Genomic DNA, 26,788 nt, shown 5'->3' with positions numbered 1-26,788 from the left:
GAGTCGGGCTCACAGGTCGAGGGAAAGGGTGGTGCCGCAAGCGCGCGAGACGCAGGGCATCAGATGGGTCGCGCGCTCGTCGGCGCCAAGGAAGTGGTCGCGATGTTCGACTGCGCCATCCAGATGGCGTGTCGCGCACTGTCCGCATACGCCGCCGCGGCAAAGGTTCGGTACGGCCACGCCCGAGGCTTCGAGCGCTTCGAGCAGGCTGCGGTCCGAGGGCACTTCGATGCGGCGGCCGCTGCGCGCGAGCACGGCGGTGAAGGGCGCGCCAGGCGCGGGCGCGGCGAAGGCTTCGGCGTGCACGCGGCGCGCGGGCCAGCCAAGTGCGCGCGCGGATTCGCGCACGGCTTCAATCAGCGATTGCGGGCCGCACACATAGACGTGCGCGCCAGCCGGTTGCGCGGCCAAAACGCGTTGCACGTCGAGTCGTGTGGCGTGGCCCGTTGCGCTGTCGTAAGCGTGAAATCGCGCGCCGAGGCGCATCTGCAATTCGCTCGCATAGGCGTCGGAGAGGCCGCCGCGCAGCGCGTAGTGCAATTCGAAATCGGCATGACGGCGTTCGAGTTCGGCGATGTGCGCGATGAACGGCGTGATGCCGATGCCGCCTGCGATCAACACGTACCGCCGTGCCGTGGCGTGCAGCGCAAACAGATTCGCGGGGCGGGTGACGCGCAACGTCATGCCGGGTTCGATGGCGGCGTGCACGAAGGCGGAGCCGCCGCGCGAGGGATCGGCTTTGCGTACGGCGATGCGCCAGGCGCTCGGGTCGGCGGGATCGCAGGCGAGCGAGTAGGCGTTGCGCATTTCGCGCTCGGCCGTCGGCATGACGAGTTGAATATGGCTGCCCGACGAGAATGCGGGCAAACGACCGCTTACGGCGTGAAGCGTGAGTTCGCGCACGACCGGCGTGAGCAGACGCGCGGCGCTGACCTTGACTTCGAGCGTGTTCATGCGCGGGCCTCCGCATAGGGATGGTCGGCGTCGGCGCAGACGCCGAGCCAGGCGCCCAGACGTTCAGAGAAGTGGCCACGGACGGCCAGGCGCACGTTGCAGCTTGTGCACGCGACTTCATCGCCAGTGGCGTAGTCGTGCGCTTGAGCGCAATGCACGCAATACACCGTGCGTTGTGCGCCAATCGTTGTGGCGGCAATCTCCTCGCGATCGAGCCCGGCGGCGCGCGCGAGGCGCTGCATGCGCCAGATGAACGCTTCGTCGCCTGCCAGATAGAGGCGCGTGCCAGGCGAGCACTGTGCGAGCGTGTTCGCGAGTTCGGTGGCGAGATCGTCTTCGCTCGTGCAGAAGGTCGCGTCGATGGCGAGCGGCGTTGCGCGCTCCATGCTGAGCACGCGTGACGGCGCGCCGAGTTGTGCCAGGCGCGCGACGAAGGGCGTGGTGGCATCGAGCGTGTGACGCTGCGCGACGAGCAAATGAAACTGCGCGTTTTCGCAGGGTGCAAGCGGCGCGTAATGTGGCGCGCTGCTGAGGCGCTCCGGTGCATGAAGCGCAGGGGCTGGCGTGAGAAGAACAGATGTCATGGGCGGCTCGGCTCAAAACAGTGCATAGGGGCGGCTTCGGTGCGTGGCGCGTGCGTCATCGCGGGGCATGGACTCGCTTGCTTCGGCATCGGTGCAACGTCGACATTGCGTTTCTTTCTGTGCAACATCGTTTCCTGCCAGTAATCGGCGCTCAATCCTGAAGAGGAGGTACGCCTTTCGAGGTAAAAGGCGCGACGGCATGGACTTTGCTTGATCCGGTGCATTTATTTCGGGCGGGAGCCATGTCGGCGAGACGCGAGTTTGGGCAGCTTGAGATGGCGGGCGCGCACGGCGCTGCGCGCGTGCGCGATGCGCTGCTCGATTGCGTTGCCGCATTGGTCTCGGGTACGGCCTGGCGCGAAGCTACGCAGACCTTGCTGGCACGCATCGAAGCCGATGTGCCCGGCAGTCGCGCGCGTCTTTACGAAGGCGGTGGCGCCACGCCGGATGAAGGCGATTTCATGTGCCTCACGAGTGCTGAGGCGTCCACGCATTCCCTGTGCGCATTGCGCGCGCCGTCGCACGACAAACCAGTGAAGCAGGCGGCGCGCGTGTGTGGCGCGTGCCGCGCGCACGGCCGCCATCGGCTCGTTGCGCGCATGGGCGAGCGCGCTCTCACGCTCGACTTGCAAGCGCGGCGTGCCGGCGACACCACCCAGGCTCAGTGCGCCGCGCTTGCGGATGCGCTCGGCAAGGCGGCGCATTTGCTCGGCGGTCTGCGCGAGAGCGAACCGGCGCGCAACAACGAGCGCAACAACGAACGCAACAGCGAACTCGACGCCGCCCGCGCCCTCACGCGAGAACTGCACGATTCCGTCGCGCAACAACTCGGCGTGATCTCTTTCGTCGTCAGCCAGATCCAGCAGCAGATGCGGCGCTCCGAAGTGTCCGAAGCGCTGGTCGCCGAATTGCGTGCGCTCGTCACTCGCCTGCAACGGCAAGTGCGCGAACTCATCACGTCGGCGCGGCTCACGCACGACGGCCGCTCGCTGCGCGAGGCGCTGGCCGGCTCGGTCGAGGAATTCGCGCGGCGCTCGAACGTCGTGTTCGAGATCGACAACCGTGTGCCCGCATTGGCGCTCGCGCCCGACGTGGAAATGCATGTGCTGCAGATCGTGCGCGAGGCCTTGTCGAACGTGGTGCGTCATTCGCATGCACGCCACGCATGGATCGAACTTGCCGCCCATGCGCGCGGCACGCTGCGCGTCGCGGTCACCGACGACGGCGTGGGCATCGCCGCCGAGCCCGTCGATGCGAGCCATCACGGCTTGAACATCCTGCGCGAGCGCGCGCGGGCGATCGGCGCGCACATCGACATCGAAAGCGCCGGGGAGGCGGGCGGCACACGCATCCGCCTGATCGTCCCCGGTCTCAACCTCGACGAGGAGCCACCGGGTGAGCCCGACCACGCTGCTGCTGATTGACGACCATCCGCTGTTCCGCCGGGGGCTGGCCGACTACTTCAATGCGAGCGGCGAATTCGTCGTGGTCGGCGAAGCGTCGAGCGGGCGTCAGGGCATCACGCTCGCGGGCGAATTGCAGCCCTCGATGGTGCTGATCGATCTGCATATGCCGGGGCTAGGCGGCCTCGCGGTGCTCGACGAATTGCGCCAGTTGGGGATGGCCTGCCGCAAGGTGGTGTTGACGGCGTCGATGGACCGCGCGGAACTGCTCGCTGCGCTGCGTCTGGGCGCCGACGGCTACATGCTCAAGGAAACCGAACCGGACGTGCTGCTCAGCTACGTGCGCAACTGCGCGAACGGCATGGTGGCGCTCGACGAAGGCGTGCGCGATCTGCTGGCCGATCAGGGCGCGGGCGAGGAGGAGCGTCACGGCGCGATTGCCCACGCTCCCCCCCACGTTGCGGAGCTTGCGCCTTCGCGCCGTGCCACGCTGACCGAGCGCGAAGCGCAGACGCTCGCGCTGATCGCGCAGGGCATGAGCAACAAGCTGATCGCCCGGCAACTGGGCATCAGCGAAGGCACCGTCAAGGTGTATGTGAAGAATCTGCTGCGCAAGCTCGACGTGCGCTCGCGGCTGGAACTGGCGGCGAGCGTGCATCGCGACGCGCTCGCGCGGCACTAGGCAGACATCGGTTAGATACCAGGCAGGAAGGACTATGGCATCGCTGGCAGGCGGTTTCGACGATATCGGCACGGTGGCGGGACTCGATGCGTTTCCCGTACCGCTTCTGACGCTCGACATGGACGGTATCGTGCGCGGCGCGAACGCGGCCTGGGTGCACGCCATGAAGGCCACGCGCCCAGGTGTGCCGTTCGAGCGCGACGTCCACCCCGAAGACCGCGCGCGCTGGCAGACACTGTTGCGCCAGGCGCGCGCGGGCTATGACGGCGCACGCGGCGGCGGCGTGCGTGGGCGCTTGCGTCTGCTGCATCCCTCGGGCGATCTGCGCTGGTTCGACTGCACGGTGGCGCGCGCGGGTGTGTCGTACTGCGTGGCGCTCGCCGACGCGACCCAGGCGCAACGGCGCGAGGCCGCGCTCGAGGCGCGCCTGCGCGGCGCGCTCGGCCTGCTCGACGGCATGCCGGGGCTGCTCTATCGCGGCCGCAACAACCGCTCATGGACGATGGAGATCGTCAGCGCGGGCTGCGAGGCGCTCACGGGCTATCCGCCCGAGTGGTTCGTCGACAGCCACGAGCACAGCTTCAGCCAGCTGATCCTGCCGGACTATGCCGACTACGTCTGGTACGGCGTGCAGGAGGCGCTGGCGGCGCGCGCGGCGTTCGAATTGCGTTACTGCATTCGCGGCGCGGACACGCGCGTCAAGGCGGTGCTCGAAAAAGGCGTGGGGATCTATTCCGAAGGCGGCGAAGTGCTGGGCATCGAGGGCGCGATTTTCGAGGTGCGCGATAGCGCGCCCTGATAAACCACGTACGAAGCACAAAAGCAGAGGGCGCGCGGTGAGTTTTCCGCGCGCCCTCTGGCTTTCTGGCTCTACCTTGACGCTAGTTGATCACGGCGCGATCCAGTGCATCACGACCACCACCAGGATTCCCAGCACGATCGCCCCATAAGGCAGCCAGCCGGCGCGTCGCTCGGGCGCCTTGAGCGTGGGCGAGGCGAGGTCCATGTCGTTGAGCATCGCATCCGGAAAGCGGCCCTTGTCGGTCACGTAGTGGCGCCACAGGAACACCGGCACGATCAGCGCCGCGAACACCACGCCGGAGATCAGCGTCCCCTTGCCCCACACATCGGCGCCCAGACCCATCAGCGCGAGATTGACGAAAGAGAGCAGCGTGCCGAGCGCGAGCACCCATTTCGGCGCGCGGAACGGCCGAACCCAGTTGCTGCGGTCGAGCCGGTGAATCCACGCGGCGTTGAGGTTGAGGAAGTTGAAGATGATGTAGCCGACATTCGACATGGCCAGCACGACCACGTAATCGGACATCAGCAGCAGAAACAGGTTGAACGCGAGATCGGTCCACATCGCGCGCGTGGGCGCGCCGTTCTCGTTGACGTGCGAGAGATACTTCGGCAGCCAGCCATCGACGGAAGCCTGATAGAGCGTGCGCGACGAACCGGCCATCGAGGTCATGATCGCGAGCACCAGCGCGAATGCGAGCATCGGCTTGAGGATGAACGCGCCCCATGTGCCTGTGTGAACGATCTGGGCCATCGCGTCGGCCACGCCCATGCCGCTATAGATGCCCGGCGAAAGGATGCCGTCGTAGACGGCCGCCTGCGTGACGTTGCCAGCGGCGTCCTTCACTTCGGGCGTAACGAGCTGGCCGAGGCCGAGCGCGCCCTGGAACGCCAGCGGCACCATCGTGAAGAACACGAGGCACAGCAGACCCGAATAGAGGATCGCCTTCACGGTGTCGCGGCGCGGGTCGCGGAATTCGCGCGTGTAGCACACGGCGGTTTCGAAACCGTAGGTGGACCACGCGGCGATGAAGAGGCCGCCCGCCATCAACTGGATACCGCTCAGATCCCATGCGCCGTCGATCACATGACCCGCCGCGTCTTTCGCGAGCGGATAGAGCGGCAGCAGATGCGCACGCGGCAGATCGCCCGTGAGGATCGGATAGAGGCCGACGAGCAGGAGCGGCAACAGCGCGGACACGGCGAGGATCATCTGTAGCCGCGCGGCCTGGAGGATGCCGCGATGCTGGACCGCGAAGGTGGCGAGCAGAATGATCGCGCCGATGATGAAGGTCGCGTTGATGCGCAGCGACAGGCCGCTTGCCAGCCAGCCCAGATCGACGAGCGTGAGCTGCCAGGTGTTGATGGCGGCGGTGGCGGGGAACAGCATGCTGAGCACGTAGCCCGCACCCAGACCCGAACCGATCGCGAGCACCGGCGACCACGCAAACCAGTTGCACCACACCGATAGCGGCGCGAGCAGCTTGCTGTAGCGCACCCAGGCGATGGCGCCATAGACCGAGGCGCCGCCCGACTTGTGCGGAAAGAGCCCGGCGATCTCCGCATAGGAAAACGACTGGATCAGGCCGAAGCAGATCGAGACCGCCCAGATGATCCAGGACGGCTTGCCGACCGTCGCGGCGATCGAGCCGATCGAAAACAGCACCAGCGCGGGCACGCCGCTCGCCACCCAGAATGCGCCGGCCCAGCCGATCTTGCGCTGCAACCCGGCGGCTTCGCCGGGCGCAGCCACGAACAGATCGGCATTCCCTTCGTTGATAGAACTCATCTTCGTCTCCGTGGATGCGGCGTTTGTCCGCCACGAGACGATGGCCAGCCAATAAGTGCGGATCAACTGGCGTGAAGAGGTACTCCTTCGGAGGCAGGGGTGTCGTGCGCGTTTGGGGTGCACTGGCTTTCGGGAGGGTTACGGATCGTGCCGTCACGCTTGCCTTGGCTGTCGTTTTGACTGTGCAGCGGCGCAATGCCAAGCCCACGGCGCTTCAGATTCACCGTCTTCGCGGAGAGGCCGACGCGTTTTGCCAGTTCGAAATCGGATATCCGTCCCAGCAGGCCGAGCTCCTCTTCCGTCCACGTATGACGCAGCGGCGGAATACCCAACTCAGTGCGCTTCTTGTACACGGTGGTGTTGCTGCAACCGATGCGCTCCGCGACGGCTGCGTCACTTGCCGTGCCGAGCAGCGCAATCTGCTCGTCGGTCCAGAGTCGTCGTGCCCTGACGGCCGGAAGTCCACGTTTCGCGCGCTCGTAGCGCACGGTGTTGTAGCTCTTGCAGAAGCGGTGGGCCAGTTCCAGATCCGGCATGGTGCCGACCAGCGCGAGACCCTCGGCGTGCCAGTCGCCCACGGGCTCGCCGGGCTGCGCGAACGGTGCCCGTGCTGTCGCTGCGGCGTGCCAGTCCGCCGGCCTGCTGCCGCGCTCGGCGACCGCGGCCAGACCCAGCTTGCGGCGCTGCAATCGCACCGAGACCGTGGACACGCCGATACGTCTGGCGAGCCTCGCGTCGGGAATCTTGCCGAGCAGCTGGAGTTCCTCGTCACTCCAGTGATGCCGCGCGCGCTCGATGCCCAGGCGCCTGCGCTTCTTGTTGACGACCGTCTCGGACAGATCGAGACGCCGCGCGACCTTGGCGTCGGACATCGTGCCGAGCAGGGCAATTTCGTCCTCGGTCCATTGATGAAACGTCTGGCAGGCGGGAATGCCCCGGATGAGGCGGCCGCGCAGGATCACGCCGACGCTCACCCCCGCCTGCTTCGCCAACGTGGCGTCGGGCACCTTGCCGAGCGATGCGAGGATGTCCGGGCTCAGATCGATCGCGCGCGTCCTGGGCGCGATGCCGAGTTTGCGGCGCATGTGGCTGACCGTCTGCGCAACGATGCCGAGGCGCTGCGCCGCTTCCTGGTCCGTGATCTTGCCGAGCAGGGCGATCTTCTCGCGCGTCCAGTGATGGCCGACCATGCCGCGTTCGCGCGCGGATGCGATGCCGAGCTCACGCCGTTTCGCACTCACCGTGGGCAGCGAGGCGCCGGTGATGTCGGCCACCCGTGCGTCGGTCATGGTGCCGAGTAGCGCTACGATTTCCGGCGGCCACAGATAGCGCGGGGGGCGGCCGCGACGGTCGTGACTGCGCGGGCGGCGGGCGCCGCCTCGAGATTCCTCGATCGCGGTGCGACGGCGCGGTGAACCGGGGTTGACGCGTGGCTTCTGGGGCGTGGCAGTGGGCGGCGTTGTGGCGAGGATGGGGAAGATCGGCATTTAATTTGTCATCCTTATCAAATGGGGGAGTTTCGGGGTGACGAACGATAGAGAGAGGCTGCTACCGGCGCACGCCGCTGCCATAGCCCGGTTTTCGTGTCTCGCATGCCCCTGCCCTCGCAAAAGCGCGGCTTTGCCGCTGATTTCGCTAGAGTGGGCTAAATATCGCTTTCGAAACACCCGAAAAATCCGAATTTGAGCGGACGTTGGGCGCAGCACGCATCGAGCCGTAGAAATTCCCCAGTCACTTGATACGCGACAATTTTTGTCAAAGACGCAGATACGCGCTCTGCCGCACGTTTGCTGAGCAAAACACGCGAAACTCCACGGGCTGGTCGTCAGGCGCCCGCTCGACGATGCCGCACGCATACAACGCATGTTGCAAGGCGGCGATCACCTGGCCGTCCGGGTCCTGGTCGATGGCGATATCCATGATGCCCGCGTCGATGTACTGCCGGTGCGCGTCGAGCATCTCGTGGCCGATCCAGACCACCTTGCCCGCGATCCCGGCCTTGTTTAACGCGGCCTCGATGCCGGCCGATCCGTAGCCCGTGTTGTAGATCCCGCTGAGCGGCCCGCGCCGCAGCGCCGCGTTGACGGCGCGGTAGCAGCGCTCGTCCTGGTCGAGCGATTCCGTGGCCGATACTTCGCAGACCAGATGATCGAAGCGCGTGCCAATCTCCGCCCGACAGCCCTCGATGCGATCCGCGTGCGCGCGATAGTCGAGCCGCGAGGGCAGGAGCAGCACACGGCCAGGTCTCGCCAGGCGGCCGAGGAAATAGCCGGCGGTGTGGCCGGCGCGCAGATTGTCGATGCCGGCGTAGTGCAGCCGGTCGATGCCGCCGATGTCCGTGACCATCGTCACCACGGCTTCGCCCCGCGCGATGGCTGCGGCGAGCGCAGCGCGCACCTCGGGCGTGTCCTGGGCCGTGACGATCAGGGCGGCGCGCCGGTGGCGCGAGCGGCCAATCGAGGCGGGCAGGCGCGCCTCGTCGGCGGTGGAGAGCATGGTGCGGTGCACGATGACGCGCCGGTCGAGCATCTGCGTCGAGCGTTGCAGCGCCTCGCGCAGGCGGCCGAAAAACGGCGAGTCGCTGGCAGGCACCAGGACGTCGATATGGACGAGGCCATGCTGCGTGTCCGGCAGCAGGCGCGGCACCGCAAGCTGCCTGGCGGCAGCGATCACGCGCTCGCGCGCCTTCTCCGAGACGCTGCCGCGCTCGTTGAGCACGCGATCCACCGTGGTGGCGCTTACGCCGGCCAGCTCGGCGATCTCGACGAATCGTGCGGTGCGCTTGCGCCAGCGCGGCGGGGTTTCCTCGGGCACGGCCTCTCTCCAGATCGACGGAATGATCGCCATGCTGGAAGAAAGACGAAATTTCGTCAAATTTCCCGTTGAGGTCGACCCGGCGCTGGCCTATGTTCGTCACATGCGTACCGCACCCAACGAAGCGGGACCATCCTGGACAAGGAGACACAGGTGGCGACTACACAAAGACCGCAAGATCCCCAGGCGCCGCACACGACGGCGCGCGATGCTTACCGGCTGATTGGCGGCGCAGGCGAACGAGCGCGGGCCGCTGGCCTCGTCAACGCGGCCTGGTATCAATGCGCGGTGCCGCGCCCCGTGATGAAACGATTGATGCAGCGCAGCGACGCGCGCGCGATCCGCGACACGATGCTCTGGTACGCCGCGATCCTCGCGAGCGGCGCGCTGGCCGCACTGGCGTGGCATGCGCACTCGCTCTGGGCGATCCCGGCCTTTCTGCTGTACGGCACGCTCTATTGCAGCCCCGCCGATTCGCGCTGGCACGAGGCGGGGCACGGCACGGCGTTCAAGACACGCTGGATGAACGACGTGCTCTATCAGGTTGCGTCGTTCCAGGTGTTCCGGCGCGCGACGGTCTGGCGCTGGAGCCACGCGCGCCATCACACCGATACGCTGATCGTCGGCCGTGATCCGGAAATCGCCGCGCCGCGCCCCACCGACTGGCTCGGCATCGCGCTCAATGTATTCGCGCTCAAGCACGTGTCTCACGAATTGCCGAAGATGGTGGGCGCCGCGTTCGGCAAGGTCGGCGCGGAAGAGGCCACCTTCATCCCCGCTTCCGAGTGGCCGAAGGTGGTGCGCGAGGCGCGTCTGAGCCTGGGTGTCTATGTGCTCGTGATCGCCGCCTGCATCGGCTTTCATTCGATCTTGCCGCTGCTCTTTATTGGCCTGCCGAGCCTCTACGGCGCATGGCTTTACCTCTATTTCGGCCTGACCCAGCACGCGGGCATGCCCGAAAACGTGCTCGATCATCGCCGCAACTGCCGCACGGTGAAGATGAATCCGCTGTTCCGCTTTCTGTACTGGAACATGAACTATCACGTCGAGCACCACATGTTCCCGATGGTGCCGTTTCATGCGCTGCCGGAACTGCACGAAGTCGTGAAGGCCGATATGCCGCCGCCTTACCGCAGCAGCCTCGCCGCGTATGCCGAGATCATCCCGGCGCTGGTCCGCCAGACCCGCGATCCCTTGTACGCCGTTGCGCGTCCGATACCGGACGCGGCGCAAGCCTGATTGATCAGTACACCCTATAAAACTGGAGGCGAACATGACGCAATGGATCGACGCGGCGGCGCTGGACGATATCGATGACGAGGACGTGATGCGCTTCGATCACGCGGGCCACACCTTTGCGATTTACCGCGTCGGCGACGCTATCTACGCGAGCGACGGACTGTGTACGCACGAGCAGGTGCATTTGAGCAACGGACTGGTGATGGGTCATGTGATCGAATGCCCGAAACACAACGGCCGCTTCGATGTGCGCGACGGGCGCCCGCTGGGCGCGCCGGTTTGCGAAAAGCTCAAGACATGGCCAGCAAAGGTCGAGGGTGGCCGCATCCTGATCGAGGTGTGAGGCGATGAATTCCGAACGAGTCATGGTCATCGTCGGCGCGGGCCACGCGGGCGGCCGGGCGGCGCAGGCGCTGCGCGAAGCGGGCTGGAAGGGGGGTGTGGCGATGATCGGCGCGGAGCGGCATCTGCCTTACGAGCGCCCGCCGCTTTCCAAAGGGGTGCTGACTGGCGAGCGTGCTGTAGAGCAATGCCATTTACGTGCGCAGGACGCCTGGCGTGCCGATCTGATCGAGCATGTGGTGGGCGAAGTGGAAGCGATCGAACCGGAGGCGCGCACGCTACGTCTTGCCGACGGCAGGCGCTTTGCGTATGAATCGCTATTGCTGGCGACCGGTGGGCACCTGCGCCGCCTCGCGATTCCGGGTGCAGAGCTTGATGGCGTGGTTGGCCTGCGTACGTTGGACGATGCGGCGGCGATTGCGCCACGTTTTAGCGCGCAGGCGCGCGTTGTCGTGATTGGCGGTGGCTTTATCGGGCTGGAGGTGGCGGCGTCGGCGCGCTCGCGCGGCTGTAGCGTGTCGGTTGTCGAGGGGGCTGGGCGATTGCTGGGGCGCTGTGTGCCGGCGGCCGTTGCTGTGCAGGTCCAGGCATTGCACGAACGGCACGGCGTGCGGGTTTTGTTGGGGGCGACGCCTTTGTCTATCTCTCGCCGTGAAGAGGGGGCGCTCGCTGTGATGCTCGATTCGGGGGAGGTGCTAGAGGCCGATACGGTGATTGTCGGCATCGGCATCGAACCGGCGGACGAATTGGCCCGCATGGCGGGGCTGGAGACCGCGCGGGGCATCGTTGTGAATGAGATGCTCGAGAGTTCGGAGCGTGGGATTTACGCGGCTGGCGATGTTGCCTTGTTTCCTAGCCGGTTTGGCCGACATCGTATTCGGCAGGAGACGTGGCATAACGCCGAAACGCAGGCGCGAGTGGCGGCGCGCAATATGCTCGGCGCGGGCGAGCCGTATCGCGATGTGCCCTGGTTCTGGTCCGATCAGTTTGATCGGCAATTGCAGGTGGCTGGAGAGCCTGCTCTTGGTGTGCGGTCTGTCGTCAGGGAGTTGGGGGGCGATGGGGGGATTCTTTTTGATCTTGATCTGGATGGGCGACTTGTTGCCGTTAGTGGGTTTGGGGCGCTTGAGGTAATCGGTAAGGATATGAGGGTCGCGCGCATGCTGGTTGAGCGTGGTGGTTCTGTCGATGACAGTCTTCTTGCTGATCCTGGTTTCAAACTTAAAGGGCTGATTTGATTTTTTTGTGCTTCATTTTTTGTTGGCATTTCCTTGTTTTCTTGTCGGTCTATTAGCGTTGCCCCTGTGCGGGGCGGCACCTACTTTTCTTTGCCGCGGCAAAGAAAAGTAGGCAAAAGAAAGCCGCTCAAACCGCCAGTGTGACGCCGTTCACAACCAGCCGTTGAGGGGGAATGGTATAGGAGCGTCTGCCACCTCGCACCACCGAACGAAGTGACAAAGGACTCATTCATCCCGCTGCTCGCTCCGCGCGCAGCGGACGGGGCTGCAAGGGAAAGCCCTGTACTCACGGCATTTTCGCAAGATCTAGCAAACCTACGGTTTGCCAATTATGCCCCACGGGGCGCTCCGCGCCCCCGGATGTATGACGGCCTTGTCACTTTGTTTAGTGATGCGATGTGACGGATGCTCCTATACCTTTCCCCCTAAAAGGCGGTTTGCGGACTTCGTCACACTAGCGGTGTGAGCGGCTTTCTTTTGCCTACTTTTCTTTGCCGCGGCAAAGAAAAGTAGGTGCCGCCCCGCACAGGGGCGACGCTAATAGACCGACAAGAAAACAAGAAAATGCCAACACGGCAAGAACCACGAAACCAGGCGTAATCGCCAAAAAAATCTCGCCACATATAACATTCGACCGCAAGGACAAAAGGGAGTCAAGATGCCACAAAGCCTGCTTGTATTTCAGTCACTCTGGGCGATGGAGCGCCGCCACACCGACGGCTACGAGCGCACGCTAGAGGAGAACTTGCGCCTGATAGCATCATCAGGATTCGACGGCGTGAGCGCACACTACACAGATCGCGCAGCAGTAAAACAGCTATCCCAACTCCGAGCCGAATACGGCTTGAACGCCGAAGCCCAATGCTTCCCCCGCACGATCGACGACTTGCAACCGATACTGGAAAACGCCGTAGAATTCGGCGCACACCACATCGACATACAACCCGACGTCCGCCCAAGAACAGTGCCCGAATGCATCCAGTTGCTAGACGGCTGGCAACGCCTCGCGGAACAGACCGACATCCCGGTCTACATAGAAACCCACCGCGACCGCATGACAACCGATCTGTTCTTCACGCTAGATCTCCTCGATGCCCGCCCAAATCTAAAACTGCTCGGCGACATCTCTCACTACCTGGTCGCCCGCGAATTCGCCTGGCCAGTCTCCGAAGAGAACCACGCACTGATGCACCGTATCCTCGATCATTCCTGGTCGTTTCATGGCCGCGTGGCGAGTCGCGAACAGGTGCAGATCGAATTATCGTTCGCACCGCATCGTATGTGGGTCGATCTGTTTCTCGACTGGTGGCGTTATGGCTTTGCGTCCTGGCGCCGCCGTGCGGGCGCAAACGATACACTGGCGTTCACCTGCGAACTCGGACCGAAGCCGTACGCCATCATCGACCGCGATGGCAACGACACAACGGATCGTTGGCAAGAATCGTTGCTGCTGAAAGACTGGATACGGACGCTCTGGAGCGAAGTGGAGAAGGCCATCCCGATTCCTGATGCCTGAACAAGCGTCCACCCATTCCATTACTTCGTATTACCACACACGCTGCAATAAAGCCCCCTGCGCAAACGTTGTCGCCACAACCAATCGACACCAGGCAGAATTAAATGCTTTGCGTCTGGAAATCATTAGGCAAATGTAACGAAAATGACATAAAGAGTCTTTAGCGTGCTGATTCTCTCATCTGACGAATCAGTTCGCCATGCATCCAGCGCTTGCGCAATTTCACCGTTCCGGTTTGTCCGGAGGTCCACGTTGCGCTGGCGATCTGTGTCAGACGGCGCCGGCCATCGACGCTTCGGATTCCAATTCGCGCGTGATGGAAGTCTTCTACTCGCGCCGCGATCTCATCAGCGTTGCCGTCATCGAAGGCGATCGTCCGATCGGGCTGATCAACCGCGATATTTTCCTGTCGCAGATGAGCAAGCCGTTTCATCGCGAGCTCTACGACAAGAAAAGCTGCATCGCGTTCATGGACAAGGAGCCGTTGATCGTCGATGCCGACATGAGCATCGAAGCGCTCACGTTCAAGACCGTCGAGGTGGGCGAGAAGGCGCTGGTGGACGGCTTCATCGTCACGCGCGATGGCCGTTTCGCCGGCGTCGGCAATGGGTTGCAACTGCTGGGCGCGGTGGCTGAAACGCAGGCGGAGAAGAATCGCCAGATCATGCAAAGCATCGAATACGCGAGCGTGATCCAGCAGGCGATGCTGCGGGCCTCGCGCGAAACGCTTTCGACCATGCTGCCTGATGCCGCGCTGGTCTGGGAGCCGCGCGATGTGGTGGGCGGCGACTTCTATCACTTTGCCTCGTTTGCCGACGGCTGGTTCGGCGCCGTGGCCGACTGCACCGGGCATGGCGTGCCCGGTGCGTTCATGACGCTGCTGGCTTCGGCGTCGCTCTCGCAGGCGATCGAGCGGCTGGGTCCGCGCGATCCGTCGAAGCTGCTTGCGGCAGTCAATCGCAACGTCAAGGGCTTGCTCGGCCAGGTCAAGGGAGCGGGCGATGCGCCGCAATCCGACGATGGGCTGGATGCGGCGTTCTTCTGGTATGACGCTGCGCGCCAGCAGTTGCTGTTTGCCGGCGCGCGCGTCGCGCTGCACGTGTTGCGTCCGGACGCCGAGCAGTTCGAGACCATTGCGGGCGAGCGTGTGGGCGTGGGCTACGTGGACAGCCAGGCCGACTATGCATGGCCGCTTCATGCCGTGGCGCTGCCCGAAGACAGCCTGTTGTTCGTGTCGACCGATGGGTTGACCGATCAGATTGGCGGCGCACGCAAGATTGCGTTCGGCAAGCGTCGCTCGCTCGATCTGATTCTTGCGCATCGCGCGCAAACGCCTTCGGCCATTTGCGCCCACCTCGTTGAGGCGTTGGGCGAATGGCAAGGCGCACAATCGCGCCGTGATGACGTCACCTTATTTTTTGCACGCGTTTAAGGTTGTTTATTGAATATGTCTGAACTTCTGGATCAGAACAGCGCCTTCCTGGAACTTGCGCAGCGACGCAACCTGATTTTCTATCACAAAGGCTATTTCTCCCAAAACATCGTCGCGGCGATGAGCGAGGTCGTGAAGCTTCAGCTTGAAATCGCCGGCGTCAATGGGCCCACGCGACGCAAGCTCTTTTCGTCGTTTATCGAGCTTTCGCAGAATATCGTGCACTACTCGTCCGAAGCGCTCGCGGCGGATCAGTCTCAGGGTGGCATTCGCGAAGGCGCGATGTGCATCACGAGCGACGGCGAGCATCATCTCATGGTGTGCGTCAATCCGATCGCGACAGCCGCCGTAGACGATCTGCGCGAGAAGCTCGAACCCTTGCGCAGCATGTCGGTCGATGAAATCAAGCAGGCCTACAAGAATTCGTTGCGTGCTGAAACGCCTGCGGAAAGCAAGGGCGCGGGGATGGGTTTTCTGACGATGGCGCGCGACGCCAGCGCCCCGCTCGAATTCGCCTTTCATCCGCGCGAGGACGATCCCTCGACCACGCTGTTTTGCCTGAAGACCATCATCTGATCAAGATCCGCGCACTGTCATGGAAAACCTTCATATTGCCGCCACGGCGACTTCGCCGGAAATCGACTTCCAGTTTGACCAGAACGTGCTGTCGCTGCGCGGCGAGTCGTACCCGGAAAACGCCGCCGCCTTTTACGCGCCCATTATCGAGCGGCTGGGCGCATGGCTCGCGCAATGCGTCGATGTCGCCATCACGGTGGACGTGACGCTCACGTATTTCAATAGCTCCAGCACGAAGATGCTGTTCAGCATTTTCGATGCGCTCGATCGCGCCGCCGCTGCGGGCAACCGCGTGCAGGTCAATTGGTATCGCGATGAGGAAGACGAAACGATCCAGGAGTTCGGCGAAGAGCTGCAAACCGATTTCACGGCGATCAAGTTCACCGATTGCCCGGTGACCATTTAAGGACAGCGATGGCGGTGACGACTTCCTCTACGGACGCATCGACGACTGACGCGCCGGATCTGTTTCAGAGCGAGAGCGAGGCGCTGGAAAAGGCGCGCGCGATTCGTGCCGATGCCAACGCAGATGCGCAGCGTTACCGCCAGGCGCTGGGCGAACTGATCGGCCACTACGAGCGCCTGATGCGCGAAACGCGCCGTCTGATCGGCCGCAGCGACCGCGCCGAGCGCGAGATGCACGCGCTGACCCAGCAACTGCAATATCGCGCGACTCACGACGCCCTGACCGATGTGTTCAATCGCAGCGCCGTGATCGAGCGTGCGACCAAGGCGCTGCGCACCGATTGCGCCGTCATGATCCTGCTCGATATCGACGAGTTCAAGAAGGTCAACGATGACTACGGCCATCCTGCCGGGGACGCGGTGATTCTCGGCATCGTCGATTGTCTGCGGCGCATCGTGGGCACCAAGGGCATTATCGGCCGTGTGGGCGGCGAGGAATTCACGGTGATGCTGCCGGGCTACGAACTGGCCGAAGCGCTGTTGCTGGCCGAGACCATGCGCTCGTCCATCGAGTGCCATGTGTTCGACGCGCCGGTGAACCGCAGTATCACCAGCAGTTTTGGCGTGAGCGCGAATCTAGCCGGGACCAGTTTCGATGCTGCGTATGGACTCGCGGACGCTGCGCTCTACAAGGCCAAGCGCGGCGGTCGCAACCGGGTGGAATTCACCGGGGCGGACTGAAGCCGCCGATGAGCGTACTTTCCTGCTAGCCATACGACGCGGCCTGGCAGAATGTACGACGATTACAAAACGAAAAGGGGGCCGATCGACGCCCCTATGGACGACCGTCAGCCACTGCCGGAAGCTTTCCCAATTTGCGACAAATTGATGTCGGCAACAGGATGGATCGGCCAGGTCGTCGTCGATATCCTCGCGGTATGGACATCCTTCCTCTTTACGCCGACGACTGCTTCGCGGTTCGGCAGGCCGCCCGGCATATCTCCAGACTTTATGAACGGCATCTCTCTGAAGTTGGCATGACGCCAACCCAATTCAGCATTCTCAGTTCGCTGCGGCGCGTTTCCGGACTGACCATGCTCGAGATGGCCGATACCCTGGTGATGGATAGAACGACGCTCGTTCGCGCGTTGAAACCCTTGCAGCGCAATGGCTACGTGGCCGAATCGCCGGAGTATGCAAACAAGCGGCGCTTGAGACTGCATATGACCGCAACTGGCCGCGATAAGCTCGACGAGGCCGTCGATCATTGGCGCAATGCACAAGCCATCTTTGAAACGCGTTTCGGCGAGGCTGAAGCCGAGCGACTACGCCAGGAACTTTTCCGCATTACGCGCGCTAGCGCTGTCCAGCAATAGCCTGGCCGGGAGCGTCCGGATTCGAATCCGGCAGAAGTCGCTCCGACGCCGCTGAGCCAAGGATGCACGCGACTGTTGTCTGATTCGATAGAAATTGGTGCCACCAGCGTGCTTGATGATGACCCGCATGAGCAATACGATGCGGGGCAATCCTGAATCGCCAGTCCAAACACCGGATTAGTGCTTGTTCGAATGCGCCTGCTACGCAGGCGGTCAACGAGCGATTCCCTATGCCTCTGGTGCAGCGCGTTACGGCTTTAAATCGAACGAATACCGCCTGCGCAACTCACCTGATGCAGTAGTGAGTGAACGCGTTCGCATTGCGGGAAACGCGTGACCTTGCTCAGCGACGGCCGCCCGGATTCAAACCAGCGTGACGTGTCGAATCGTCCTGCCTGATCGCTCAGGAGAGCAGGCGTGATAGGTCGTGCCCGGTCAGGAATCGCCACCATGCGCTGGATTGGAATGTCACGTTGTTGCGCAGCGTGAATGGTGGTCTGGTCAGATGGATCTGCCATTTGCAACAAACTTGTTCCTTGGTCAATGTTGATGCTGTATTGGCAGAACATTAATCTGTGCACATACACCTAAACCCATGAAAAGGCATGTGACCGATATGTTTAATCGAAATACGGAAGCCAGGATGAATACTCGTCGCTCGATCAGGAACACCCGGTTGTGGCTGACGCCACTGGCGGCAGCGGTTACGTTGAGTTTCGCAGGTTGCGTCAACTACGCGGGGATCAAGAGCGATCACCAGCTCGATGCGCCAACCACGCTTCAAACTCAGGAAAGCCTGCCTGCAGAGGGTGGAAAATGGCCGTCGCTCGACTGGTCGCAGCAATTCGGCGATCCTCAGCTACCCAAACTAATCGATGAAGCCTTGAACGGCAATCCGACGATCGATGAGGCTCGTGCGCGCATCGCGAAGGCAACTGCCTACGCCGGCAGCGCCAAGTCGTCGCTTTATCCGAACGTCAGTGGCAGCTACTCCTGGTCGCGCAATCTCTATTCGGAGAACACAGTATTTCCTTCACCTATTGGCGGAAGCTGGAACAGCGAGAACACGGTGCTCACCGGCGCCTCCTGGGACCTCGACCTCTGGGGGAAGAACCATGAGCGGTTGAGGCAAGCCACGTCGGACCAGAAGGTGGCCGAGGCCGATATGGAAGAAGTGCGCGTGACGCTCGCGACGTCCGTTGCCAGCACCTATAACCAGCTTGCACGGCTCTACGAACTGCGCGATATCGCGGCAAACGAATTGAAGGATCGCGAGGATATCGAGCACATCACCAATGGACGCGTGAGCGCTGGTCTCGATACGAACGTGGAGCGTCAGACCGCCAATGGCGACACCGCGACGATTCGTTCGAGCGTGACGAGTCTGGACGGCCAGATCACAACGGTGCGCTACCAGCTCGGCGCGTTGCTCGGTGCCGGTCCCGATCGCGGACTCGCAATCGCGGCGCCGGCACTGGGTACGGGCGCACCGGTCACCTTGCCGGACAACCTGCCCGCCGACCTGATCTCGCGCCGGCCGGACCTGGTCGCTGCGTACTGGCAGGTCGATTCGACTACCCACGGTATCAAGGAAGCCAAGGCGGAGTTCTTCCCCGATATCAATTTGTCCGCCTCGCTTGGCCTGGATGCCTTCGGTTGGGGCCGCTTTCTCACGTCGTCGAGCCGGCAGATCCAGGCGGGTCCGGCCATTCATCTGCCCATTTTCGACGCGGGCGCGCTGCGTTCGCAATTGAAGGGCCGCTATGCCGACTTCGATTATTACGTGGCGAACTACAACAAGACGCTCATCGACGCATTGTCGGAAGTGGCGACACAAGTGACGCTGATCCGCTCGACGGACAAGCAACTGGTCGACGCGCAAGCAGCGCTGGATGCGCAGACGAAGGCCTATCAACTCGCGGCGGTTCGCTACAAGGCCGGACTGACCCAGCAACTCCAGGTGCTCAACGCAGACGATAACCGCCTGGCCGCCGAACAGTCCGTGGCGAATCTACAGATGGATCGACGCAACATGCAGATTGCGTTGGTGAAAGCGCTGGGCGGCGGCTTTGATGCTTCGAATACGGAGCTCGCGACAAAAGCGGGTACCCCGGACACCGCGCTGAAGATTCTGCATTCAGCCGACTGATTTATTCCCTTTTTTGAATTGTTATGCGTCACGGCAAGTGACGCGGGCCAGGTATTGCCGGAGAAAATCGATGAACCAACCTCAGACCACCGTGGAAATCGAGCAGGAAAAGAAAGGCGGAAAGCGAAAAGTCCTGCTTGCGGGTTTCGTCACTGCACTTGCTGCCGCTGCAGTCGCTTATGGTGCGTACTACGAACTCATTGCACAGTTTCACGTCGACACCGACGACGCCTATGTGAATGGCAACGTCGTGCAGATCACGCCCCAGGTGACGGGCACTGTCGTATCGGTGAATGCGGACAACACCCAGATCGTGAAGGCGGGCGATCCTGTCGTTCAGCTCGACCCAGCGGATACGCGCATCGCATTGCAGCAGGCGGAAGCCAACCTGGGGCAAACCGTGCGCCGGGTACATGGCCTCTACGCCGACGACGACCAATTCCGCGCGGATATCGCGCAGCGGCAATCCGATCTGACCAAGGCACAAGACGATTTGCGGCGCCGGCTTGCGACCGGTGTGACGGGCGCAGTTTCGGATGAGGACATTGCCCATGCACGCGATGCAGTCAACTCCGCCAAAGCCGCACTCGATGCCGCCCAGCACAAGCTTGGCGCGAACCTCGCATTGACTGCGAATACGACGGTCGGGCAGCACCCCGATGTGCTTGCGGCCGCCGCCAAGGTGCGCGACGCCTATCTGGCCTTTGCGCGCACGACGCTGCCCGCTCCTGTGACGGGCTATGTCGCGCAGCGATCGGTTCAGGTTGGGCAGCGTGTTTCTCCTGGCGCGCCGCTGATGTCGGTCGTGCCGCTCAATCAGGTGTGGGTGGACGCGAACTTCAAGGAATGGCAACTCCGGCATATCCGTGTGGGCCAGCCGGTTGACCTGAGTGCGGATGTCTATGGATCGTCCATCGTGTATCACGGCAAGGTGGCTGGCTTCACGCCTGGCACCGGATCGGCGCTCGCGCTGTTGCCGGCGCAGAACGCGACGGGTAACTGGATCAAGGTGGTACAGCGTCTGCCCGTACGGATCGAGATTCCGGAAACGGAGCTTGAGAAGCACCCGTTGCGTGTCGGCCTGTCGATGAATGTCGATGTCAACGTGAAGGACGCGAGCGGCGCGCAACTCGGCGCGGATTCCAGTTCCTCCTATAAGACCAACGTCTTCGTCCATTACGGCGACGACGCCGACGCCGCCATCGCCCGCATCATCGCCGCGAACGAATGACCCTGCCATGTCTGGATACGGACTTGAGTTTCACCAGGCCGTATCTCTTGCCACTTGATTCTGGACTACCATGACCACCAGTCAAAAGGAACATCCGCCTCTTTCGGGGGCGACATTAGCCTTGGGCTCGCTATGCGTTGGCCTGGCAGGCTTCATGACCGTGCTCGATTCATCGATCGCCAACGTCGCTATTCCCACCATTTCAGGTAACCTGGGCGTTTCGGGCGACGAGGGCACATGGGTGATCACGGTGTTCGCCGCGGCGAACTCAGTGGCCATTCCGTTGACTGGGTGGTTGACGCAGCGGCTTGGCCAGGTGCGCCTCTTTATTGGCTCGATTCTCCTGTTCGTGATTGCATCGTGGCTCTGCGGCATTGCGCCTACGTTGCCTATCCTGCTCCTTGCGCGCATCTTCCAGGGGGCGGTGGCCGGCCCGCTCATTCCCATGTCGCAAGCGCTGCTGCTTAGCTCGTGGCCCAAAAGCAAGTCGGCACTGGCGCTTTCGATCTTTTCCATGATCGTCGTGACGGGGCCTATCGTGGGGCCCGCGCTAGGCGGTTGGGTGACCGACAGTTATAGCTGGTCCTGGATTTTCTACATCAATATCCCCGTCGGTCTGCTTGCGGCAGGCGGCGTGTGGGCGCTCTATCGTAATCGGGACACGCCGCGCAAGAAAATCCCGCTCGATAAAATTGGATTGGCACTGCTGATCGTCTGGGTCGCGGCGTTGCAGGTGATGCTGGACAAGGGCAAGGATCTCGACTGGTTTTCTTCGAACACGATCATTGCGCTTGCCATAACAGCGGCCGTTGGACTTGTGCTCTTCGTTATCTGGGAACTGACGGACAAGAATCCCGTGGTGGACCTCACGCTCTTCAAGCAGCGCAATTTCCTGGGCGGGACGATTTCGATCGCGGTGGTGTACGGCATTTTCTTCGGCACGCTGGTGTTGCTTCCGCAATGGATGCAGGAGTACCTTGGCTACCGTGCGGTCGATGCGGGCCTCGCTACGGCGCCACTCGGCATCTTTGCGGTCATTGGAGCGCCGATCATGGGCAAGATACTGCCGCGTTCGGATGCGCGCGTTATCGGCACCTGTGCGTTCATCGGTTTCGCTATCGTGTACTACCTGCGCTCGTTCTTTTATACGGATCTCAGCGAGGGCTACATCATCCTGCCAACGCTGCTCCAGGGCATTCCGATGGCGCTGTTCTTTGCGCCGCTGACGGTGATCATCCTCTCGGGCCAGCCGCCTGCGAAGGTGCCCGCTGCAGCCGGTCTCTCGACATTTGGCCGCATGTTCTTCGGCGGCATCGGGACCTCGATTGCGAACGTCATCTGGAACAATCGCACGATCATGCATCATGAGATTCTGACCCAGCAGTCCAGTCCGACCAACCCGATGTTCAATCAGCAACTCGATGCGTATCACTCGATGTTGCATCTGGGACAGGGGGCGTCGTATGCGCTGTTCGATCAGGTTGTACAGAAGCAGGCGGCAATGATGGGACTCAACGACGTGTTCTATGGCTCCGCGGTAGTCATGATCCTCATCATTCCGCTAATCTGGATTACAAAGCGGCCTGGCAAATCGGCCGCAGGCAGCGACGCGGCATCGGCGGCGCATTGAGCGGGTGATACATCGGTGCCACCATTAGCGTAGTGGACGAACGAAGGAAAGGGGCCGTGCGCGTGGGCGAGCGGCCCCTTTCTGGCTTTTTTCGCCCTGATAAAGCGAATCGAATCCAGCGAGCGCACCCCTGTATTCACCTATCGACGAGCGTATACTCAATTCCTGATACGGATCCAACGTAAGGGAATTCAGGTGGAAACTTTGTTGTGTAATTGTGCGTCGCTGCGAGGGGCTACGCGGGCATTGTCATCGGCATACGATGAGGCGCTGCGGCCCAGTGGGCTGCGAGTCAGTCAGTTTTCGATACTGGTGAAAGTCGCATCATCCGGTGAAATATCGATGGGTGAACTCGCCGAGCTGATCGCGATGGATCGGACCACGCTGGCCCGTAATCTGAAACCGCTCGAACGGGAAAACTATCTTCGGATTGCAGTGGGCGACGACAGACGCGAGCGAATCGTCAGCGTGACGGCGAGCGGCCGAAAGGTGATGGAAAAAGCGCTACCCCTTTGGCGAGCGGTACAGACGCGGTTCGAGCAGAAGGTCGGCAAGCGCGAGGCCCGGCAGATCCTCGCGTTGACGAAGTCGCTTGTGGCTATCGGCCGGGAGCTTTCCGCTGAGCAGGAGTGAATGTACCTGGCGGCGGTTGGTTTTCACATGCAAGATTGAGCCGATCGTTTGAGTTCCGGATAATGTTCGCATATGCACACATTTTCAAATCGGCGGCGAGTGACGAATGATGTTGTTCCATGCATCGCAACGTGGTGCATTCGTGCGGAATAAAAAGCCGGGCCAGTGGCGCGACGATTCTTGTTCTGCAAGCAACAAGGCATTCTCGGCTCATCCCTGTTGATTCGGTCGATTCAGTTCTAGAATCCGCTTACCGTAGTTGATGTCGATGAACAGGTTAGCATGATGAGTGTGGCGGAAATTCAGCGTGGATCGAGCGGATGTGACGATACCCCGGATGCAACGCATTCTGGGGGCGGCATCGAAGTGCTCAGAGGTGGCTTCCCGGTACGTTTGCGTCCTATCCGGCCAACGGATATCGAACTCGCTCGCGAATTCGTTGCGGGTCTGTCGCGCCAGACTTGCTACATGAGGTTGATGTCGGTGAGATCGCCCTCACTGGCCGAACTCGAGCGCTGGACGACGCTCGACAGTCGCTACCAGGGTGCCGTAATTGCGACGATATCAACGGGTGAGCGCGAGCAGCAAATCGGCGTAGCGCGCTACGGCATGGAGCCGGGCGACGAAGAGGCCGAGTTTGCCATCGTCATGGCCGACACGTGGCAACGCAGCGGCATCGGGCCTTTGTTGTTGACTGCCCTGATCGATCTTGCGAGGCACCGGCGTGAAGCGGCTATTCGGCGTCACGTTCAGCGACAACCACGCCATGATCGCGTTGGCGAGACGTCTTGGCTTCACCGTGCGTATGGAACCCGGGGCCGCTGTCTATACGAAGTTGACACTTGCTCCCGGCACTCAGGACTGAAGATCGCGGGTTATTGCCCCATTTCTACGAGCCCCCGTTGAGCTGAGGCTGCACTTGCGAGCTGCGGACAAGTACGTTTGAATATATGATGATCATCATGTATAAAGCGCGCTGTGGAAAATAGTTCAGCAGTGCGAGTGCGGCCCGTATTATGCCGCTCCCCATTTTCCAGCCAGATAGAGAGAAACCATGCCGATTGTTCGGATTGACATCCAGAAGCGCAGCGACGCAGCGTTTGTTCGTAAGGTCGGACAAATCGTTTACCAGTCGATGAAGAGCGCGATCAATGTTCCCGACCAGGACAACTTCCAGGTCCTTAGCGAGCACGACAAAAGCCACTTTGTGTATGACCCGAGTTACCTGGGCATCGAACGAACCGACGACGTCATCTTCATTCAGATCACGCTGAATGAAGGCCGCAGCACGGAGCAAAAGAAGCTGCTCTACAAGACGATCGCGCAGCGACTCAATGAAGACCTGGCGGTGCGCCAGCAGGACGTGTTCATCAGTCTCGTGGAGGTCAAGAAGGAAAACTGGTCGTTCGGCGACGGCTTGGCACAGTACGCGGTTTGACGGCAGGCGGGTCTGCATGCGGCCGCACTGGCCACATAAAGCGGGAAGGTTGCCGGGAATGCAACAGATTGATCTTCCCGATGGCATTGATCGTCCCTGCCGCGGTCCTTAGCCTGCATGCACAGTAAAACGAGGAGATTATCTTGACCGAAATCGTAGTTGCCGGATACGCGCGTTCACCGTTTCACTTTGCCCGCAAGGGCGCCTTGATTGATGTTCGACCGGACGATCTTGCTGCACAGGTCGTTTCGGCGTTGCTCGCCCGTACGGGCGTCCAACCTGGGATGATCGAAGACATCGCGGTTGGATGCTCTTATCCCGAGGCCGAGCAAGGTATGAACATCGCGCGAATCGTCGGCTTTCTCGCTGGATTTGGAGACGCGGTCCCGGGCGTGACGATCAATCGTTTCTGCGGTTCCTCGATGTCTGCGGTGCACTATGCGGCAGGGCAAATTGCGCTGGGACTCGGAGAAGCATTCCTATGCGCCGGTGTGGAATCCATGACGAGAGTTCCGCAGGGCGGCTTCAATCGTTCGCCGAATCCCCGGCTTCTGGACGAGTATCCGCAGGCCTATATCTCGATGGGCATGACGGCGGAAAACGTTGCACAAGCCTTCGGGGTCGATCGCGCCGCGCAGGAGCAACTGGCCGTCGTGTCTCACGCGAAAGCCGCCGCCGCGCGTGAAGAAGGGCGACTGGATGAGGAAATCGTGCCAATCAGGACACCTCAGGGCATTATTTCGAAGGACGGGTGCATACGGCCCGGCACCAGTCTTGACGCATTAGGCGCGCTCAAGCCCGCCTTTATCGAAGGAGGGAGCGTGACGGCTGGCACTGCGTCGCCTTTGACCGACGGAGCATCCGCGCTCCTGCTGTGCAGCGCGGAGTTCGCACGGCGCAATGGCCTGCACGTCCTCGCCAGATTCCGTTCTGCAGCGGTGGCTTCCTGCCAGCCCGAGTTGATGGGGATCGGGCCTATCCCGGCAGCACGCAAGGCAATGGCCCGAGCCGGCCTGTCGGCGAAGGACCTTGATGTGATCGAAATCAACGAGGCGTTCGCGAGCCAGGCGATCGCCTGTGTCAGGGAACTCGGACTGGACAGCGAGCGTACGAACATCGACGGCGGCGCGCTTGCGATCGGCCATCCTCTGGGTGCAACAGGCGCGCGGCTGGTTGGGAAAGCCGCTTCGCTGCTGGCACGCGGCGGCGGTCAGTTTGCATTGGCGACGCAGTGTATCGGCGGCGGTCAGGGCATCGCGACGATTCTCGAAGCCGTCTAGCGCGAGGCACGGGCGCGCATGAGTGCGCTTGACTTGTAACATGATAGTCATCATGATTAAAACATGACGCCTATCATGTTTAGCTGCCCGGCAGCGAGATCGTCGAGAGTCAGTCTCAACACAGTTTGTCCCTGATTTACCCTATCTGGTCTGGAAGACGTGATGCCTACTTTGTTCGACCCTATCAAACTCGGTGCGCTGGAACTGCGCAATCGCATCGTCATGGCGCCGCTCACGCGTATGCGCGCTGTCGATCAGCGAGCGCCCGGCGCCTTGAATGCGCAATATTATGTTCAGCGCGCAAGCGCCGGACTGATCCTGACTGAAGCGACTTCCGTAACGAAACAAGGCGTGGGTTACCCGAATACACCGGGGATCTGGTCGGAGAAACAGGTCCGCGCCTGGACGAAGGTGGTCGAGGCTGTCCACGATGCCGGCAGCAAGATCGTCATGCAACTGTGGCACGTTGGCCGTGTGTCAGACCCCATCTATCTGGATGGCGCGCAGCCGGTTGCTCCCAGCGCAATTGCGCCTGAAGGACACGTGACCTTGAGCAGCCCCCGCAAGGCGTATGAGGTCCCGCGTGCACTGGCGACCGATGAAATTCCCGGGATCGTGGAAGATTTTCGCCGCGCCGCCGAAAACGCAAAGCGTGCGGGATTCGATGGGGTAGAACTGCACGCGGCGAACGGTTACCTGTTCGATCAGTTTCTCCACGACGGCTCGAACAAGCGCGATGATCGCTATGGCGGCTCCATTGAAAATCGCGCCCGTTTCCTTCTGGAAGCGGTCGACGCCGTGCTCACGGTGTGGCCCGCGGAGCGCGTCGGCGTGCATCTGAACCTGATGTCGAGTTCCTATTCGATGGCCGATTCCGATCCGGTCGCGCTGTTCGGCTATGTGGCGGAGCAACTGGATCAGCGCCAGTTGGCTTTCATCTTCGGGCGCGAATCGCTGGATGTGGCTCGCCGGATCACCCCTGTCGTGAGAGCGCGCTTCAAGGGGGCGTTCATTGCGAATGACGGCCTCACGCCAGAATCGGCTGAACGGCTCATCGCCGAGGGGGAAGCTGATGCCGTGTCGTTCGGCAAGCTGTATATCGCCAACCCGGACCTCGTCGAACGCTTGCAGGCTCAAGCCTCGTTTAATCCGCTGAACGCCGGCACGATTTACGGCACGGACGGCGTGGGCTACACGGACTATCCGGCTTTGACTGGCTGACCGATAGGGGTGAATGCGCCCGGGTTGTGAGTGCCTGTTTGCAACGCGTGGATGATTG

At 62.1% G+C, this 26,788-nt stretch carries 25 protein-coding genes; 20 read left to right on the top strand and 5 right to left on the bottom strand.

All coding sequences use genetic code 11. The annotated features are described in order from the left end of the window. Positions 1 to 9: 9 nt before the first annotated feature. Positions 10 to 954, bottom strand: coding sequence for a PDR/VanB family oxidoreductase (locus tag U5782_RS15970; protein WP_322044817.1), 945 nt, complete (start codon positions 952 to 954; stop codon positions 10 to 12). Further along, positions 951 to 1,538, bottom strand: a complete 588-nt coding sequence (locus U5782_RS15965) for a dimethylamine monooxygenase subunit DmmA family protein (protein ID WP_322044816.1) — start codon at positions 1,536 to 1,538, stop codon at positions 951 to 953. Before U5782_RS15965 ends, U5782_RS15970 begins: the two co-directional genes overlap by 4 nt. 599 nt (positions 1,539 to 2,137) lie before the next feature. Between U5782_RS15965 and U5782_RS15960 the strand changes: the two genes are divergently transcribed. The 3 genes from U5782_RS15960 to U5782_RS15950 are packed head-to-tail and all read left to right on the top strand — an operon-like array spanning position 2,138 to position 4,422. Continuing rightward, positions 2,138 to 2,962, top strand: a complete 825-nt coding sequence (locus U5782_RS15960) for a sensor histidine kinase (protein WP_415914347.1) — start codon at positions 2,138 to 2,140, stop codon at positions 2,960 to 2,962. Next, positions 2,934 to 3,623 (top strand): response regulator, encoded by a 690-nt coding sequence (locus tag U5782_RS15955; protein WP_322044814.1) that lies wholly within the window; start codon positions 2,934 to 2,936, stop codon positions 3,621 to 3,623. Before U5782_RS15960 ends, U5782_RS15955 begins: the two co-directional genes overlap by 29 nt. A gap of 34 nt (positions 3,624 to 3,657) precedes the next feature. Continuing rightward, entirely contained in the window at positions 3,658 to 4,422 is a 765-nt protein-coding gene (locus U5782_RS15950; protein ID WP_322044813.1) for a PAS domain-containing protein, read from the top strand. Positions 4,423 to 4,512: 90 nt separating this feature from the next. Here the strand turns inward: U5782_RS15950 and U5782_RS15945 are convergent, their stop codons facing one another. The 3 genes from U5782_RS15945 to U5782_RS15935 form a co-directional block, all read right to left on the bottom strand. Next, a complete protein-coding gene (locus tag U5782_RS15945; RefSeq protein WP_322044812.1) occupies positions 4,513 to 6,210 on the bottom strand; it encodes an APC family permease in 1,698 nt (565 codons plus the stop codon). A 62-nt stretch (positions 6,211 to 6,272) separates the two neighbouring features. Next, positions 6,273 to 7,697, bottom strand: a complete 1,425-nt coding sequence (locus tag U5782_RS15940; protein WP_322044811.1) for a hypothetical protein — start codon at positions 7,695 to 7,697, stop codon at positions 6,273 to 6,275. Positions 7,698 to 7,965: 268 nt separating this feature from the next. Beyond that, positions 7,966 to 9,057, bottom strand: coding sequence for a LacI family DNA-binding transcriptional regulator (locus U5782_RS15935; RefSeq protein WP_415914346.1), 1,092 nt, complete (start codon positions 9,055 to 9,057; stop codon positions 7,966 to 7,968). Between the two features lie 120 nt (positions 9,058 to 9,177). On the opposite strand from U5782_RS15935, the gene U5782_RS15930 reads away from it, so the two are divergent. The 17 genes from U5782_RS15930 to U5782_RS15850 all read left to right on the top strand — a co-directional run bounded on the left by U5782_RS15930 (position 9,178) and on the right by U5782_RS15850 (position 26,730). After that, complete coding sequence (locus U5782_RS15930; protein WP_322044809.1) at positions 9,178 to 10,263, top strand: fatty acid desaturase family protein; 1,086 nt, start codon at positions 9,178 to 9,180, stop codon at positions 10,261 to 10,263. Positions 10,264 to 10,297: 34 nt separating this feature from the next. After that, the gene (locus tag U5782_RS15925; protein ID WP_322044808.1) at positions 10,298 to 10,606 is read left to right on the top strand and encodes a MocE family 2Fe-2S type ferredoxin; all 309 of its coding nucleotides are present in this window, start codon (positions 10,298 to 10,300) and stop codon (positions 10,604 to 10,606) included. A 4-nt stretch (positions 10,607 to 10,610) separates the two neighbouring features. After that, positions 10,611 to 11,843, top strand: a complete 1,233-nt coding sequence (locus U5782_RS15920; RefSeq protein WP_322044807.1) for an NAD(P)/FAD-dependent oxidoreductase — start codon at positions 10,611 to 10,613, stop codon at positions 11,841 to 11,843. Positions 11,844 to 12,501: 658 nt separating this feature from the next. Continuing rightward, positions 12,502 to 13,359 carry a sugar phosphate isomerase/epimerase gene (locus U5782_RS15915; protein ID WP_322044806.1) on the top strand — a complete coding sequence of 286 codons (858 nt, stop codon included), beginning with the start codon at positions 12,502 to 12,504 and terminating at the stop codon, positions 13,357 to 13,359. Positions 13,360 to 13,558: 199 nt separating this feature from the next. Further along, entirely contained in the window at positions 13,559 to 14,791 is a 1,233-nt protein-coding gene (locus U5782_RS15910) for a SpoIIE family protein phosphatase (RefSeq protein ID WP_322044805.1), read from the top strand. 15 nt (positions 14,792 to 14,806) lie between these two features. Then, positions 14,807 to 15,367: a SiaB family protein kinase gene (locus U5782_RS15905; protein WP_322044804.1), complete on the top strand. Its 561-nt coding sequence runs from the start codon at positions 14,807 to 14,809 to the stop codon at positions 15,365 to 15,367. 19 nt (positions 15,368 to 15,386) lie between these two features. Further along, a complete protein-coding gene (locus U5782_RS15900; protein ID WP_322044803.1) occupies positions 15,387 to 15,773 on the top strand; it encodes a DUF1987 domain-containing protein in 387 nt (128 codons plus the stop codon). 14 nt (positions 15,774 to 15,787) lie between these two features. After that, complete coding sequence (locus U5782_RS15895) at positions 15,788 to 16,513, top strand: GGDEF domain-containing protein (protein ID WP_322044802.1); 726 nt, start codon at positions 15,788 to 15,790, stop codon at positions 16,511 to 16,513. A 197-nt stretch (positions 16,514 to 16,710) separates the two neighbouring features. Continuing rightward, the gene (locus U5782_RS15890; RefSeq protein WP_322044801.1) at positions 16,711 to 17,148 is read left to right on the top strand and encodes a MarR family winged helix-turn-helix transcriptional regulator; all 438 of its coding nucleotides are present in this window, start codon (positions 16,711 to 16,713) and stop codon (positions 17,146 to 17,148) included. A 643-nt stretch (positions 17,149 to 17,791) separates the two neighbouring features. Further along, positions 17,792 to 19,297, top strand: a complete 1,506-nt coding sequence (locus U5782_RS15885; protein WP_322044800.1) for an efflux transporter outer membrane subunit — start codon at positions 17,792 to 17,794, stop codon at positions 19,295 to 19,297. Positions 19,298 to 19,367: 70 nt separating this feature from the next. Further along, a complete protein-coding gene (locus tag U5782_RS15880) occupies positions 19,368 to 20,528 on the top strand; it encodes an HlyD family efflux transporter periplasmic adaptor subunit (protein WP_322044799.1) in 1,161 nt (386 codons plus the stop codon). A gap of 70 nt (positions 20,529 to 20,598) precedes the next feature. Further along, complete coding sequence (locus U5782_RS15875; protein WP_322044798.1) at positions 20,599 to 22,158, top strand: DHA2 family efflux MFS transporter permease subunit; 1,560 nt, start codon at positions 20,599 to 20,601, stop codon at positions 22,156 to 22,158. Positions 22,159 to 22,353: 195 nt separating this feature from the next. Then, positions 22,354 to 22,791 (top strand): MarR family winged helix-turn-helix transcriptional regulator, encoded by a 438-nt coding sequence (locus U5782_RS15870; protein WP_322044797.1) that lies wholly within the window; start codon positions 22,354 to 22,356, stop codon positions 22,789 to 22,791. Between the two features lie 282 nt (positions 22,792 to 23,073). Continuing rightward, entirely contained in the window at positions 23,074 to 23,697 is a 624-nt protein-coding gene (locus U5782_RS41645; protein WP_415914334.1) for a GNAT family N-acetyltransferase, read from the top strand. A gap of 148 nt (positions 23,698 to 23,845) precedes the next feature. Beyond that, positions 23,846 to 24,229 carry a tautomerase family protein gene (locus U5782_RS15860; RefSeq protein WP_322044795.1) on the top strand — a complete coding sequence of 128 codons (384 nt, stop codon included), beginning with the start codon at positions 23,846 to 23,848 and terminating at the stop codon, positions 24,227 to 24,229. 143 nt (positions 24,230 to 24,372) lie between these two features. After that, positions 24,373 to 25,509 carry a thiolase family protein gene (locus tag U5782_RS15855; RefSeq protein ID WP_322044794.1) on the top strand — a complete coding sequence of 379 codons (1,137 nt, stop codon included), beginning with the start codon at positions 24,373 to 24,375 and terminating at the stop codon, positions 25,507 to 25,509. Between the two features lie 162 nt (positions 25,510 to 25,671). Further along, positions 25,672 to 26,730, top strand: coding sequence for an alkene reductase (locus U5782_RS15850; RefSeq protein WP_322044793.1), 1,059 nt, complete (start codon positions 25,672 to 25,674; stop codon positions 26,728 to 26,730). Positions 26,731 to 26,788 lie beyond the last annotated feature (58 nt).

Origin of the sequence: Paraburkholderia sp. J67 (assembly GCF_905220265.1) — a bacterium.
Lineage (GTDB): Bacteria > Pseudomonadota > Gammaproteobacteria > Burkholderiales > Burkholderiaceae > Paraburkholderia.
Note: the sequence above shows the minus strand (reverse complement) of the source record. Positions and strands in the feature narration are given on the sequence as shown.

Bases quoted from the DNA above. Each gene is read 5' to 3' on its own strand.
- U5782_RS15905 (WP_322044804.1), top strand. From the start codon at position 14,807: ATGTCTGAACTTCTGGATCAGAACAGCGCCTTCCTGGAACTTGCGCAG.
- U5782_RS41645 (WP_415914334.1), top strand. From the start codon at position 23,074: ATGATGAGTGTGGCGGAAATTCAGCGTGGATCGAGCGGATGTGACGAT.
- U5782_RS15885 (WP_322044800.1), top strand. From the start codon at position 17,792: ATGAATACTCGTCGCTCGATCAGGAACACCCGGTTGTGGCTGACGCCA.
- U5782_RS15940 (WP_322044811.1), bottom strand. From the start codon at position 7,697: ATGCCGATCTTCCCCATCCTCGCCACAACGCCGCCCACTGCCACGCCC.
- U5782_RS15910 (WP_322044805.1), top strand. From the start codon at position 13,559: ATGCATCCAGCGCTTGCGCAATTTCACCGTTCCGGTTTGTCCGGAGGT.
- U5782_RS15890 (WP_322044801.1), top strand. From the start codon at position 16,711: ATGGACATCCTTCCTCTTTACGCCGACGACTGCTTCGCGGTTCGGCAG.
- U5782_RS15925 (WP_322044808.1), top strand. From the start codon at position 10,298: ATGACGCAATGGATCGACGCGGCGGCGCTGGACGATATCGATGACGAG.
- U5782_RS15935 (WP_415914346.1), bottom strand. From the start codon at position 9,057: ATGGCGATCATTCCGTCGATCTGGAGAGAGGCCGTGCCCGAGGAAACC.
- U5782_RS15920 (WP_322044807.1), top strand. From the start codon at position 10,611: ATGAATTCCGAACGAGTCATGGTCATCGTCGGCGCGGGCCACGCGGGC.
- U5782_RS15850 (WP_322044793.1), top strand. From the start codon at position 25,672: ATGCCTACTTTGTTCGACCCTATCAAACTCGGTGCGCTGGAACTGCGC.
- U5782_RS15965 (WP_322044816.1), bottom strand. From the start codon at position 1,538: ATGACATCTGTTCTTCTCACGCCAGCCCCTGCGCTTCATGCACCGGAG.
- U5782_RS15880 (WP_322044799.1), top strand. From the start codon at position 19,368: ATGAACCAACCTCAGACCACCGTGGAAATCGAGCAGGAAAAGAAAGGC.
- U5782_RS15875 (WP_322044798.1), top strand. From the start codon at position 20,599: ATGACCACCAGTCAAAAGGAACATCCGCCTCTTTCGGGGGCGACATTA.
- U5782_RS15960 (WP_415914347.1), top strand. From the start codon at position 2,138: ATGGGCGAGCGCGCTCTCACGCTCGACTTGCAAGCGCGGCGTGCCGGC.
- U5782_RS15860 (WP_322044795.1), top strand. From the start codon at position 23,846: ATGCCGATTGTTCGGATTGACATCCAGAAGCGCAGCGACGCAGCGTTT.
- U5782_RS15915 (WP_322044806.1), top strand. From the start codon at position 12,502: ATGCCACAAAGCCTGCTTGTATTTCAGTCACTCTGGGCGATGGAGCGC.
- U5782_RS15950 (WP_322044813.1), top strand. From the start codon at position 3,658: ATGGCATCGCTGGCAGGCGGTTTCGACGATATCGGCACGGTGGCGGGA.
- U5782_RS15900 (WP_322044803.1), top strand. From the start codon at position 15,387: ATGGAAAACCTTCATATTGCCGCCACGGCGACTTCGCCGGAAATCGAC.
- U5782_RS15970 (WP_322044817.1), bottom strand. From the start codon at position 954: ATGAACACGCTCGAAGTCAAGGTCAGCGCCGCGCGTCTGCTCACGCCG.
- U5782_RS15945 (WP_322044812.1), bottom strand. From the start codon at position 6,210: ATGAGTTCTATCAACGAAGGGAATGCCGATCTGTTCGTGGCTGCGCCC.